Raw genomic sequence first — 15,102 nt, forward strand, 5'->3', positions numbered from 1 at the left:
TCCAATTCGTAACGCTCTTCGGCACCTTCGGCGTCAGTGACGCCGGTCAAGCGGTTGGCCTGGTCATAGGCATAGTGCGTATGGCGGTCTTGTGCGCCGATGGTTGCCGGCAGCAGGGCCGCTATGTCAGCGATGGTGGGCGCGGCCCCGGGCGTGACGGCCTGAGCATAGCCGATGCTGTCAGTGCGATTGCCCACCGCGTCATAGCGGTGTTCCACCACATGACCCAGATCGTCGATTTCGTAGCCCAGCCGGTTTGCCCCGTCATAGACATACTGGGCCACTCTGTTGTTGGGATCGCCGGCATCCAGCAGGGCGGCGACATCGTTCTCCCCGGTTCCCGGGGTATAGGCGATGGCCTGGTCATACTCAACGGTGCGCACCCGGTTGCTGCTGAGATCATATTGATGCTCCCGGACATGGCCCTGGCCATCGATGCTGAAGCGGACCCGGCCCAGGGCGTCGTAGACGCTGTGGCTGCGCTGGGCGCTGAACCATTCGGTGTCGCTGTAGCCCAGGGTGGTGAGCGCTGACGCCACATCCGCCACGCTCATCCCGGGATTCACGCTGATGGATTGATCGTAGCGGATCTGTTCAATCACCCGGCCGTTGCCGTCATAGCGGTTTTCCGTGACTTCGCCCAGGGTATTGAGGGAATAGATCAGGCGGCCGTCACCGTCATGGATCCGATAGTCATGGCGGTCGAGGGCCACGTCACTATGCAGCACGGAGAGCAGCTGCTCCTCGCCGATCTGGTAATCTCCCTCGGGAAGTTCGATCTCATGAACATATTGGATGGTTTCGATCAAACGTCCCGCCGCATCGTAGCGCATTTCGGTCACGCCGCCGGTGGCGTCGATTCGATAACGCTCCTGTCCCGCGCCGTCATAGACGAAGCGGGTCGCATTGCCGTTGGCGTCGAGACTCGCCACCACCCTGCCGTCAGCGTCATAGACATGGCTGTCGGTCAGCGCCAGGCCCTCGGGATCCACTATGGTTTGTGTGCGGCGACCCAGGCCATCGAAACGATAGAGGGTCTGGTAACGGGATGGATCCAGGGCGTCACCCTGACGCATCCGCACCACGCTGCCGTCCCCGTCCGTAGCGTAATGGGTCACAAGGTTCAGGCCATTGGGATCCACCGTCACGCTGACCTGGCGGCCATTGCGATCGTATTGAGTGCGGGTGACCACGCTATTGGCGTCGATCACATCGACCTGGTTGCCCTGGGCATCGTAGACATAGCTGGTAATCAGCTGCAGGCCGTCAGCATCCACGGTGCGCGACAACGTGCGGTTGGCGGCGTCATAGCTGTAGCGGGTACGATTGCCGTTGCCATCCAGGGTATCGATCAACAGTCCGGTCTGATCATATCTGCTCTCGTTGACCACTTCCCTGCCATCGGCCAGCAGCTGGCGCACAAAACGCAACTGCCCGTCCAGGTCGTATTCATACGTAGTGACCTCGCCGTTGCCGTCGGTGATGCTCACGGTTTCGCCATGGCGATTGAATTGGGTGGTGGTGGTGATCCCTTCCGGTGACGTTACACTCAGGCTGCGTTGGGCGTCGTCATACAGGTAGTGGATCTCCTCTCCCAATCCGTTTCTTTGCACCAGGGTGCGTCCAAAGGCATCGAGTTCGGTGCGTTGCTCCCGACCGATGGGGTCGGTGACCACAATCACGCGGCCGGCCCCTTCGTAGCGGGTGGTGGTTTGGTTGCCCTCGCCGTCTATCTGTTCCACCACACGGCCGAAGGCATCGTAGCGGACACGTTCGGTTGCTTGTACGCCATAGGCGTCGCGGAGGCTGTCCGTGAGTTGTCCCCGCTTGTTGTATTCGTAGCGGTCGGTGACCACGCGGTCCTCGGTGAGTCCGTTTTCGGCCGTGGCCTGCTCCACAGTACGGCTCTGGGAGCTCAGTTCACCATAGGCGTTATAGGCCCAGCGGGTAACATAGCCCTCCCCGTCTAAGCGTTCCCGTTGCTGACCCAGGCGGTCATAGGCGTATGTGATTTGGCGATCCCGGTTGGCATCTGCCAAGGCTGCGATCTGGGCCAGTAGCGCCGGTGACGCCAATCCCCCTTGCAGACCGGTGGTGTCGATGCGCTGGGCGTAGAGTATGCTCTCCTCGATTTCACCGAATGGATTGTAGCGGGCCTCCAATACCTCGCCCATGGCATTGACCGTGTGGGTCAAACGTCCGGCATCGTTATACAGATAGGTGGATGTGTGACCATTGGCGTCGGTGGCGCTCAGGCGCCGTCCCGCCTCGTCGTAGGTGTAGCTCAGCCCGTACTGCTGATAGAGTGTGGTTACCTCGGCATCGCTGAGTCCATCGTGATAGAGACGGCTGCCCTCGCCGTTGAGTTCGCCGATCAGGCGTCCCTGCAGGTCGTAGCGATAGCGCCGGCTGCGGACCTCGGTGGTATCCCCACCGGCCGCGAGGCCGTGAGTTTCGTTCACCCGATTATCGACAGCATCATAGCTATACTCGCTGCGATTGCCGCTGACGATGTCCGTCTCGGCGGTAACCCGGTTCAGGGCATCATACTCGGCAGCCGCGGTGCGATCCTGTGTCCCGCTGGCACGGGCCTGCAGGGTGGCAAATGTGTCCGCCGCAGGATCGTAATCGCTGATCACGCCGCTATAGCGGGTGCTCTGGATCAGGTTGCCCGCAGCATCATAGGTATAACCGGTGAGAAATCCCTGGACGTCCAGGCTACCAATGCGCTGGCCCCGGGCGTTGTAGAAGTGGTAGTCGCTCTGGTCCGAGTCGCTCGCCGTCGGGGTGATGCTGGTTAACGCCTGGCCGAGATTGTCAGCGCTGACACGACCCGAGGGATCAGCATGACGAAGGATCTGGCCTGCGCTCAGCACTCGGTCGAAGACCGCCACTTCGTCGATAAGACCGGTAAACCGGTTACTGGTCGTACCTTCGCCACCAACCTTCAGGCTGTTATTCTGATCCGATACCGTCATGGTGCCAACAGCCACTTCCACACCGTCGATATAGAGTTGGGTGCCGTCCACCACTCCGGAGTCGAAGGTCATCGAGATATGGTGCCATTGGCCATCGACCAGGTTGACTCCCGAATTAATGCGAGTACCGCTTGTACCGTTGTAGGCGACCAGTTCATTGTTATAGAGATAGAGGCCGTAAGCACCATTCTTCGCTACGATTGCACCGTCACCACTGTAGGTATAACTGGTATTGATCCAAGCCTCCACAGTGCCGCGATCGAGCTGCAAAGAGGGAGTGTTACCGAGATCTACCAGGGTATTCGTGCCTCCATCAAAGCTGGTTGCACTACCACCACCGCTAACCGCACCGAGTTCGTTCAGGCCCACGGCAGTATTGTAGTAGCCGTCAAGGCCGTTGCCGCTCACGTCTGTGGCAACCAAGTCCTCGGTATCGTCAAATTTCCAATAACCCAGTGGGTTATCATCCATTACCGTATCACTGCGGTAGAGACGACCCACATCCAGGGGTTCCGCCCGGCGGATCTGTTCTACCTGGCGTCCAGCGCCATCGTAACGATATTCGGTCAGGTAGCTGTCCGCATCAAGTTCGGCACTCAAGCGGCCGTCATCATCGTAGTAGTAACGGGTGGCGCGAAAATCCTCCTGGGAGACCAGGTTGTCCAGAACAGCCACTTGGTTCTCAACGCCGCTCTCATGGACCTGAAAGCTACCACTGCCTTGACGGATTACATTGTCCTCGGCATCCCGGTACTCGATACGATAGCTGTGCTCACCCTGGGCCAGATCATCCAGCACTAATTGATACTGGCTGTTATCGGCAAACAACGGGGAAAAAGCGCCACTATCGATACTGATATAGACTTGCAGATCCTGCTGGTTCGTTTCCGCAGGCCAGCTTAGTGTGGTCCGTTGCAGCTGAGCTACTTCACCAACACGGGCATAAACGTCTGAGAGATGCCATACGGTACCGTTAGCAAACCGGATCTCGTCAATGAAATATTTACTGGTTCCCTCATTTTGAAAATAGTTTGTTACTTTCAGACGGTCATCGCTATCAACGAGCTCTAGGAATAGATCGTTATTGTATCGTCCTACATTGAGTTCTGATGGAGTGATACCTGCAGCGAACTCAATGACATCCACACGATTGGCATTGGTATCGTAGTTGTACCTGTTATTATCCAAGGTGTCATGACCGAATCCCCGTTCGAAACGATAAGTATCGTTACCCGAGCCTCCATATAGACTGTCATTACCTGCCCCACCTTGCAGAATGTCATCGCCATAATAACCATCGAGATAGTCATCCCCACTGCCACCAATGAGGTTATCGTGGCCATCGTTGCCACTAAGGGAATCGTTACCAACGCCACCTTCCAGTACGTCATCACCCTCATTTCCATTAAGCACGTCATCACCTAGACCTCCTTCCAGGTGATCGTCCCCACCACGACCATATAGTGTGTCGTTTTGTTCATCACCCAGCAGATGGTCAATACCGCTTCCTCCTTCTAGGTGATCTCGACCACCGCCACCATGGAGTTCATTACCAACATCATAGCTGTAGAGGGTGTCATTTGATTCGGTGGACTGCTGTACCCTTAATTTAATGTCATCGGCATTCCAAATTGCACCATCACCAAAGCGGATTTCACTGATTGAATTTTGTGAGTTATCAGTAGCGTCTGGGATGGCATCGTTATCGAAAAAACCGTTGACCGTTATTCTGTCATCTGTGCCGATAAGGTGCAGATATAGAGCATAATTATTGCTGGAAACATGTATATCCTGCTCGGTAATGTCTGGGGCAAATTGAATGATATCCGCCTCATCCACGTTCCTATTGTATTCGGAACTAATAGTGTCACGACCAAAACCTCGCTCAAAGTAGTAGGTGTCATTGCCGGTTCCGCCATATAATCTGTCATCACCAACACCACCGATTAGTGTGTCATCCCCTTCTTCACCACGCAGATAGTCATTACCGGTGCCACCCTCCAGTCGATCGTCTCCTTCATGGCCGTAGAGGGTATCGTTGCCCTCTTCACCAAACACATGATCGATACCTGTGTTCCCATACATGGTATCGTCATCGTGTCCCCCATGCAGAGGACCGCCAACCTGGTAACTATAGAGCCTATCGTCGGCCTCAGAGGGTTGTTGCACCAATGCCTTGACATCATCGACTGTCCACACAGTACCGTCGGCGAATTGAATCTCATTTACGCCATGGTAACTACGGTCGGTGGGATCCTCGATGGCATCGTTGTAAAAATAGTTCCAAACAGTCACGCTATCGTTGCTGCCTATCAACTCAAGCACCAGGTTGGTGCTTGATTCCCGATAGGCCCGGATACCCCCGGGAGAAATTCCATTACCGAAACGGATGATATCGACTCCGATGCCGTTTGGATCGTCTCTGTCACGGTAGATGGTGTCGTGACCGAATCCCCGTTCGAAATGGTAGATGTCGTTGCCGCCATCACCGTAGAGAGCATCGTTGCCAACACCACCGATCAGGATGTCATCACCCACATCGCCATGGAGGGTGTCATTGCCCGTGCCCCCCTCCAACTGATCATTGCCCCCGCCGCCATTGAGTCTATCGCTATGGCTATCGCCAAAGAGATGATCGGCGCCGAAACTGCCATAGAGGGTATCGTCGCCACTACCGCCATGCAGGGCCCCGCCTGTGCCGTAGTTGTAGAGGGTATCGTTGGCCTCGGTGGGTAATTGGGCGCGGGCCTTGACATCATCCAGGGTCCAAACCGTGCCGCTAGCGAAACGGATTTCGGTCACTGTGTTCTCGTAACTGCTGCCGTCACGCACGCCGTCATTGCGGAAATAGGCATAGATGGTAAGGCTGTCATTGGTGTCAATCAGCTCCAAAGTCAAGTGATCGCTGGAACTACGATAGACCCGGACTGACTCCTCGCTGATACCGGCGGCGAACTGGACGATATCCGCCTCTCCCGGATCTGCAATAGATTGATGATTGATGGTGTCCTGGCCGAAACCAGGAGCGAAGTAGTAGATGTCGTTACCCGCCTCACCTCTGAGGGTATCGTCACCTAAACCTCCCGTCAGAATGTCCGCTCCTGCACCGCCATAGAGGGAGTCGTTGTCCGCGCCACCTTCTAATGTATCATCACCCCCTTCACCTCGAAGGGTATCGATAGCATTTCCACCTTGTAGAAGATCGTTTCCATCACCACCGTATAGGGCATCGCGACCACCAAGGCCGACAAGTTGATCGTCCGCAGCATAGCCATAAAGGTAATCATTCCCCTCGTTACCAGTGAGAAGGTCGGCCCCATCTGTACCGTCTAGAGTGACTCCCTCTGGGAGCGTTTGTGTTGAAAGTCTTGCAACGACATCGCTGTAGTTCCAGGCTGTGCCATCATTAAATCGAATCTGGTTTAGTACATAGCGGCTGGTGCCGTTGCTGGAAAAATAGTTTGTGACAGTGATTCGGTCGTTGGTGCCGATGAGAGAGACGATCAGATCGTCAGAAGAACCCTCGCTAACCCAAACTTCGGAAGGATCTATGCCCTCGCCAAACTGGATGGCGTCTGTACGGGCACTTACTGAGTCGTTTGCACCACCATAGCTGTAATTATTGATAAAATCACGACCGAATCCACGATCGAAGTGGTAGGTATCACTACCACTGCCGCCATAATAACCATCGTTACCAGCCCCACCGTTCAGAAAATCATTGCCGCTGTAACCAATGAGGGTATCGTTACCTACTCCCCCCTGTAACTGATCCGCCCCATCATTACCCTCAAGACGGTCTGAACCGGAACCACCCTGTAATACGTCATCACCATTAGCGCCAAGCAGCGTATCGTCCCCACCTCCTCCTTCTAGCAGATCACCAGGTGTATAGGCATACAGGGTGTCATTTTGCCCCGTCGGTTGCTGCACCAGTGTTTTAACAGTAGCAATATCCCATACTGTACCATCGGCAAAGCGGATCTCCTCTATGGCGCGGTCTGTGGTAGCCTCGCTTAAGAAATAGTCCTCAACCTCTATCCTGTCGTTGGTGCCACCCAGATAGATGTAGAGATTTTGACTAGCGGAAACGCTCCCAAAGCCTCTGCGCACCCAGATGTCTGCTACGTCTATATCCGCCCCGAACTGGATGGCATCAACATTAGTGTCATTACCGTTTACTATTTTATCCCGCCCAAAACCCCGTTCGAAGTAATATGTATCGCTGCCGTATCCACCGTAGAGTGTATCATCACCAACGTCACCAATCAGGGTGTCGTTATCCGATTCGCCATAGAGGTAGTCATCCCCAACACCACCGTACAGCGTGTCGTCTCCAGCATCACCATAGAGCCTGTCGTTTCCTTCATCACCCCGTAAATCATCGATGCCGGAAGCACCATTAAGCGTATCTCTTCCTCCCGCACCATGCAGAGTTCCACCGTCACTGTAGGTGTAGAGTACATCCCCGTGTCCTGTAGGATCTTGCACCATGGTCTTAACCATTGCGATATCCCATACAGTACCGTCAGCAAAGCGAATCTCATCCACTGCATATTTATCAGTGGCATCGTTACTGAAATAAGAATCGACCTTTATCCAGTCATTTGTGCCTGTAAGGAATAGATAAAGGTCATATGTGTCGTTGTCGGGGTAGCCGGTTCCACGCCGCGCCAGAATATCCGAGGTATTGATATCCACACCGAACTCAATAACGTCGGTACGACTTGAGATGGAATCATAACTATAGGAACCATTGTTAATGGTATCCCTACCAAAACCCCGCTCGAAATAGTATGTATCGCTACCACTGCCACCATATAGGGTATCGTCACCTGCATTACCAATCAGAGTGTCGTTGTTATATTCGCCATAGAGGGTGTCGTTGCCCACTCCACCATACAGGGTATCATCGCCATAGTCCCCCCTAAGTGTGTCAGCTCCTTTATCACCCCATAGCTGGTCACTACCACTTTCACCGTAGAGAGTATCGTCCCCATCTGCTCCATGCAGAATACCGCCGGTTACGTAAGCATAGAGAACGTCATCGTGTCCCGTGGGATCTTGCACTCGTGTTTTAACAGTATCGATATTCCATACAGTGCCATCGGCAAAACGGATTTCGTCCACCGCATATTTTTCAGTAGCGTCACTTCTGAAATAACTGCTTACTTTTATATTGTCCTCAGTGCCATTAAGGTAGAGATAGAGATCATCGCCATCCCTAATCGTCAGGATGTCCGACGAAACAATGCCTGCTCCAAACTCTATCGCATCGGTTCTGCTTGAGACTGCATCATAACTATACGTGCCATTATTAATGGTATCCTGTCCGAATCCCCGTTCGAAATAGTAAATATCGCTGCCATTCCCACCATACAGGGTGTCATTGCCTTCATCGCCAATCAGGGTGTCGTTACCTGCATCGCCACGAAGAGTGTCGTTGCTCCTACCACCATGGAGCGTGTCATCATCATTCCCCCCATATAGGGTGTCACCACCAACGCCACCAAAGAGTTCATCATTGCCGGCTTCGCCGTGCAGGGTGTCATTGCCCCGCTCACCGCTGAGCAGGTCGTCCCCCGCCTGCCCATAAAGGGTATCTGTATCATCACCACCATAGAGGGCATCGTTACCTTCCTGGCCATAGAGTGTGTCATTACCACCTTCACCCCGGATTAGGTTGTCCTCGCCAACATAGCCACGTAACTGATCATCGAATTCAGTGGATTCCAACACCATCGATTTGATATCGTCGACACTCCAGCGAGTCCCATCGTTAAAGCGGATCTCTTCTATGACGTATGAATGAGTGTTGGCGGAATTGACTATGGCGTCATCTGTGAAAAAGTTATAAACGGTGATGGCATTGTCTGTACCAATAAGCTCTAATACCAGGCTATTGTAACCGCTTGACGGGCGATAGACCCTGATATCCCCGACAACAATATCCGCACCGAACTCGATGACATCGATACCACCCGAACTGCCGTCGTTGTTGTAGATGGTGTCCCGGCCAAATCCCAAATCGAAACGATAGACATCGCTACCCGCCTCTCCATAAAGGGTATCGTCACCGCTACCACCGGTCAGGATGTCGTCATCATCTCCTCCATAGAGTCTATCGTTACCCACACCGCCGATCAGTTGATCGTTACCCGCATGGCCATAGAGGTCATCGCTCCCCGTACCACCGTCCAATTGATCATTGCCTTCGTTGCCAAGAAGATCATCGACACCAGCCCCTCCGAGCAGATGATCATTTCCTGCAGCGCCAGTTAGTGTATCGTTACCCTCCGCACCATCCAGAGTATCGCCTGAGGCATAAGCATACAGATTATCGTGACTCGGTGAGGCCTGCTGGACAAGAAGCTTAACTGTTTCGACATCCCAAACAGTGGAATCCGCAAAACGGATCTCGTCAATTACATATCCGCCAGCGGTTTCCTGGTAAAAATAGGAGCTGACAGTAACATGGTCGTCCGTGCCAATCAGTTGCAAAATCAAATTGTTTGAATTACGAGTGGCCCGTATTTCACTTGCAGCGATATCTGAGCCAAATTCTATGACATCGATACGGCCTGGACTTGTGTCATTATTCTGGACAGTATCCTGACCAAATCCTCTTTCAAAATGATAGGTATCGTTACCAGCATCACCCTGGAGCCAGTCGTTCCCGCTCCCTCCCTCCAGGAAATCCGATCCTGCACCGCCATAAAGGTGGTCACTCCCGGCGCCACCTTGGATAGTATCGTCTCCGTTCTCACCCCATAGGTTGTCCACGCCACCGTTACCAGATAGCTGATCATTTTCATCATGGCCGTGCAGAGTGTCGTCACCCTCGCCCCCCATGAGTATGTTTGCAGTGGCGTCGCCATCGATGGTCTGTCCTGTCGGTGGTACCATGCTTGGCAGTAGAGCTGTAACATCGGCATAGCTCCATGCAGTACCATCGGCAAAGCGAAGCTCATCTAATACATACCGACTGGTACCGCTGCTGCGAAAATAGTCACGTATGATCAAGCGGTCATCTGAGCCAAGTAAGTCGACCTGTAGATCATCATTGCTCAACTGTTGCAGAAAGACATCAGTTGTAGCTATGTCGGCTGAAAATTCGACCACATCGGTACGACTACTGTTGGAATCGTAGTTTTGATAGTTGTTGTCGATGGTATCCTGACCAAATCCTCGGCCAAAATAATAGGTATCATCACCTCTTCCACCATAGAGCGTATCCGTTCCACTGCCACCCTCGAGATGGTCATCACCCGTGTCTCCATAAAGGAAATCATTACCCGCGCCACCGATGAGCGTGTCGTTTCCGGCATAACCGTAGAGATGGTCTGCGCCATCATTGCCAGAAAGCTGGTCATCCGACGAACTGCCATATAAAGTGTCATCTCCTCCCAGACCACTTAAGGTGCTGGCCTGGTTGTAAGCGTAGATCGTATCGTCGATTTCACTTGGCTGTTGCGCCAGAAGCTTGATGGTGTCGATATCCCAGACCGTACCGTCCTGAAAGCGAATCTCATCGATTACGTATCTGCTGGTGGCGTTAGAACGAAAATAGTAGCGGATAGTAATCGTGTCATCGCTGTCATTCAGGAAAAGGATAAGATTGTCTGATGAACGGTAGAGAGACACCTGGTCGGCAGTGATATCGGCACCGAATTGGATTACATCCGTACGATTGCTGTTGCTGTCATAATTCTGGGAGTTGTTGTCTATGGTATCCTGACCGAAACCCCGTTCGAAGTGGTAGGTATCGTCTCCACTGCCACCATATAAATTATCTGAACCAGACCCACCTTCCAGATAATCATCGCCATAATATCCATACAACCTATCGTCGCCAGCCCCCCCATGAAGGCTGTCATCATCATATCCACCACTTATATAATCATCACCAACACCGCCAAACAGCTGATCAAGTCCAGCGTCGCCGTAGAGATAATCTCCTCCAGCCTCTCCTCTGATAAGATCATCCCCTCCTCGTCCATAAATTGTGTCATTACCGACAACGCCTGTAAGGGTATCGGCAACCTCTGTCCCATCCTGGCGAAGGTTGCCTTGAGATACATTACGGCTCTCGTTTGTGATGGTGATATCTAATTCCAATGTCCCCGTGGCATTAGCATCAACAACCTCTGTCCCGGTGAGACGGGACAGACCATCATACTGATTGAGGGTAACGTTCCCTTCCGCATCTATGGATTGAACTATGCGCCCCGCTGCATCGTAGACATTGGCGGTGATACGATCATTCGGACTGGACTGGGGACGGATGGCACCTAATGTGATGTCGGCCGGAGAGCCGTCCGGGTTCAATAATCCAGCGATCTCCGTGTCGGTCAGCAGGGTGGCATAACCGATGGTACTGATCACCTGGTCGTTATCGTCATAGAGGTACTCAGTCAGCGCTCCGCTGGTATCGATGGCGGCGATCTGGCGGCCTGCCTCGTCATACAACATGTGGGTTTTGCGGCCGGTAGGATCAGTGGTGACTCTCAACTGCCCTGCGGCATCGTACTGGTAGGTTGTGGTGCCCAGGGGGGTGGCATCCGAAGAACTCTGCTGTTCACTGATCAGCAGTCCCCGGGTGTCGAAAACCTGGGTTGTGGACAGGCCATTGGCGATATGGGTGATCACCCGACTGCCGGCATCATCGTACTGGGATAGCGTTGCCTGCCCGAGCGCATCGGTGGTGCTATACAAACGCCCCAACCCATCATAGAGGTAGTGGGTGGTATAGTCGTTTGGTTCCGAAGAGGCCTCACCGCGCGGATCAATACGCGTGAGCAGCTGGCCGGCCTGATCATAAACATAGCGTGTCGTGGATGCTGTTCCGGCAACACCGGCTCCATTGTTGTCCACCGCTGCAAAGTCTGTAACCAGGCTCAGATTACCCCGAACATCGTAGGTATAATCCGTGCGTTGGATCTGACCGAAATTCTGTCCCCCCCGCCAGCTCAGCAGATCTGCTTCGCTCAGGGTGTCACTGGGTGTCAATGCACCAACAGCATAACGTCCTTCGAGAAACTGGAATGAAGCGGTCCGCAGGCCCACACTGTTGTAGCGGTGCTCTTCAACCCGGCCTTCAGCACTAACGATGAATCGCAGGTGGTTTTCGATGTCGTAGACATAACGTGTAACCAGCGGATCCCCAGCGGTCTCCGTTCCGTCACCATCCGGATCCGGCGTCAGGTAGGCTATTTCGTTGAGCAGCAGGCCCTCTGCGCTGTATCGATACTCAATCGTATTGCCTTTTGCATCGCGCTGTGAAAGCACACGCCCATTCTCATCATAGGCATAGACAGTAACATGGCCGTTTCCATCGGTGGTCGATGTGAGATTTCCCGACTCGTCATAACTATAGAAACTGGATATTCGCTCTCCCTCCACTGATGGAGAACGTACCTCGGAAATTAAATTAGCCTCAAAGATGTAGCTGGTGATATGTCCAAGAGGGTCTTCTACATCTGTTTGTCCATTGACAGCAGTCTCGGAAGTCACTTCATAACTGAGCGTGTCAGGTACCGGCAGCTCTTGCCCTGCTGCTAAAGTTCCCCACCCGGTAAAATAGGATTCAAGTGTCCCTCCTGCCCTGGCATCTCCATAAACCGTTAATGCAATGCTCTCCCAAGTATCGCCCGCCTGCACGACATAGAGAGGAATCGGCTCATACGGATCCACTATGGTGAGCACATCCGGATTGGCTGTGGCAGTCAATGTTTGTGTGCCACCACCCTGGCCGGTGTAAGTAAAGGTGGTAATCCCACCGTTCTGAGCAATGGTTTCCAGGCGCCCAGCTGCATCATAGGTGAACGATACAGCAACGCTATCGGCATGGGTGATAGACGCAACTCGTGTGCTGTCCCCATCGTATGTATATTGAGTTATTGCAATATAGCCGTCCGCTACAGAGTTATCCTCAGGACTCAGATCGACTTCTACTTCGCTCAGGCGATTCAGTGCATCATAGCGATAGCGCACCCGACTCTGTTCCTGCCCATCGGATACTGTGCGTATCTGGGTCAGGTTCGTGCCGCTGTAGTCGAAATAGGTGGTTTGACCCGATGCATCCGTTATCTCTGTAATCAGAGCACCGGTGTAGGTATAGGTTAAGAGATTGCCATCGGCGTCACGCTGTTCGATGATCTGCCCATTAGCATTAAAACGCTCCTCCACCCCGGGTGTTCCATCAGTCCAGCGCCAAATTCCCGCGGAAGCATCGTAACTCAGGGTGTCGTGAGCCCCTTCGCCTGCCGTGCTGACGTAGAGTCCCTGGGTTGCGTCATACGTGAATGTAATTTCAGCACCGTCATCGTAGACCTTGATAATGCTCGAACCTACCGTATTGACGGTGCCTGTCAGGTCGTAGAGCCGCTGATATACGTTTAGCCGCCAGTTGTCTCCATTAGCATCGTCGAAGCGTCCAAGGCTGTTGTATGTCCGCACCAGCCCCAAGTCCAAACCCTGGCTTGTGAGAAATTCATCTCGACGCTGAACAACCAGATTCCCTGTCGTGGCGTTGACATATATCCGGTCACTCTGGCCGTTACGTCCAATCCATCCATCGCTACCAATCGATCCAAAACGTCCCAGTGAACCGTTGTAGATTCCCAGGTTCTCACCACCGATGATTCCGACCATTTCCGTTCCTAATGAGTTGTTTTTTCCAAAATATCAATAGCTTCTTGAAGTTATCGCTCAAGAATCCAAATAGAGGTGCTCAACTATATCTATCCAGATATGTACAAATATGTTTAGGGCGGGATAGGAATTATATTCTTACGGTCCCTGACTCTTTGAAAGCTCTGCCCAGCTTCAGTTAGTTGTGATATATTCGCTGCCCAAATGGACAGTTATTGGTTAGAAAAATCAAGGAGCCGCCGGTATGTCCGTCGAACTTGAACGGGCGCGTAAACTGGAGAATTTCCTCGCTCAGGATCCAGCAAATACCCACCTGTTGAACGATATAGCAACCACTTATCAGGCTGCCGGGGAATGCGCCAAGTCAATCGAGTACTTCGAGAGGCTCAGGAACCTGACAGGAGATGATCCGGATTTACTCAACCGTCTCGGCGCCCTTTATCTCTCACTTGACCGCGGAGAGGAAGCTATCGCTGCATTACGAAGGGCAATAGCTTTAGCGCCTGACGAATCCAATCTTCTGTTTAATCTCGGGTACGCACATTTTGCGCTCGAACAAACCGAGTCTGCGAGGGATATATTCGAAAATCTAACAGACCAGCACCCGAATGAGCCGCGCTATCTTTACTATCTCGCGCTTACCCATGATGAGTTAGGTAACGCCGAAGCTTCGATAAGATGCCTTGATAAGGTCCTCGTGCTTGATGAGAACCATTTAGGTGGCCAGTATTTTCACGCTCTGAATGACTTTCAATCAGGAAAGCTAAATAAAGCTCAAGAACGTACGGAACGCATTCTAGCGCGTCATCCAAACGACATTGATACACTGCACCTTCAGGCAGAGATTGCCCTATTGGACTTCAATCCCGATCTGGCCCTAACCAGACTGCGTAACGCCGAATCTATCGAACCGAATCTGTCTCGAACATACCTGTTGAAAGGGCAAACCCTGTTAATATTGCAACGCGTCAAGCAGGCTCGAGAGGCATTCGAAAGAGCCGCAGATTTAGAAACAACGTCTTCATACGCCTATGTTGGCTTAGGATGGACGGCATTATTATCTAAGGAATACGCATTAGCGGAAGAGGCCTTTAAACAGGCAGTCACCAACGAACCCAACGAAGCTGATGGTTATGTTGGTATGGCATCGCTGGCACTGTCAAATGAATCGCCGGAAGAAGCGAAACAACAGGTACAAAAGGCACTGCAAGTCGATCCAGAGAATGTTACCGCCCTCCTTATACAAGAGAGTATCGGCGCTGCAAGAAATGGAGATCAGGTGACTGATTCAACGATCCACGAACTGTTAACAAACAGAAGGTTATCCCCTTTTGGTTGGAGTATGAGAGATATAAAAGTAAAATTCGAGGCATCTACAGCCGGTAAAACTGTGATCAACAAACATCTTCGTTTGGCACGAATGAGAAAATCAGGTGGATGAACTAATCTGCGAACTTTAAAGATAATGGAG

The 15,102-nt window shown here is 52.6% G+C and carries 2 protein-coding genes (1 of these 2 only partly in view); one reads left to right on the forward strand and one right to left on the reverse strand.

What is annotated here, in order from left to right; translation table 11 throughout:
* Positions 1-13,631: the start of a calcium-binding protein gene (locus R2K28_RS10105; RefSeq protein WP_316369665.1), read on the reverse strand. Its footprint begins 13,921 nt before the window's first position; only the first 13,631 of its 27,552 coding nucleotides appear in the window; it begins with the start codon at positions 13,629-13,631; its stop codon lies beyond the left edge, outside the window.
* Between the two features lie 244 nt (positions 13,632-13,875).
* Here R2K28_RS10105 and R2K28_RS10110 point away from each other — a divergent pair, with 244 nt between their 5' ends.
* Positions 13,876-15,072 (forward strand): tetratricopeptide repeat protein, encoded by a 1,197-nt coding sequence (locus R2K28_RS10110; protein ID WP_316364187.1) that lies wholly within the window; start codon positions 13,876-13,878, stop codon positions 15,070-15,072.
* The last annotated feature ends 30 nt before the right edge of the window (positions 15,073-15,102 follow it).

This window comes from Candidatus Thiodiazotropha sp. CDECU1, assembly GCF_963455295.1.
In the GTDB taxonomy this organism is placed as follows: domain Bacteria; phylum Pseudomonadota; class Gammaproteobacteria; order Chromatiales; family Chromatiaceae; genus Thiodiazotropha.

Excerpts from the sequence above, each read along its gene's own strand:
- R2K28_RS10110 (WP_316364187.1), top strand. The coding sequence starts at position 13,876 with ATGTCCGTCGAACTTGAACGGGCGCGTAAACTGGAGAATTTCCTCGCT.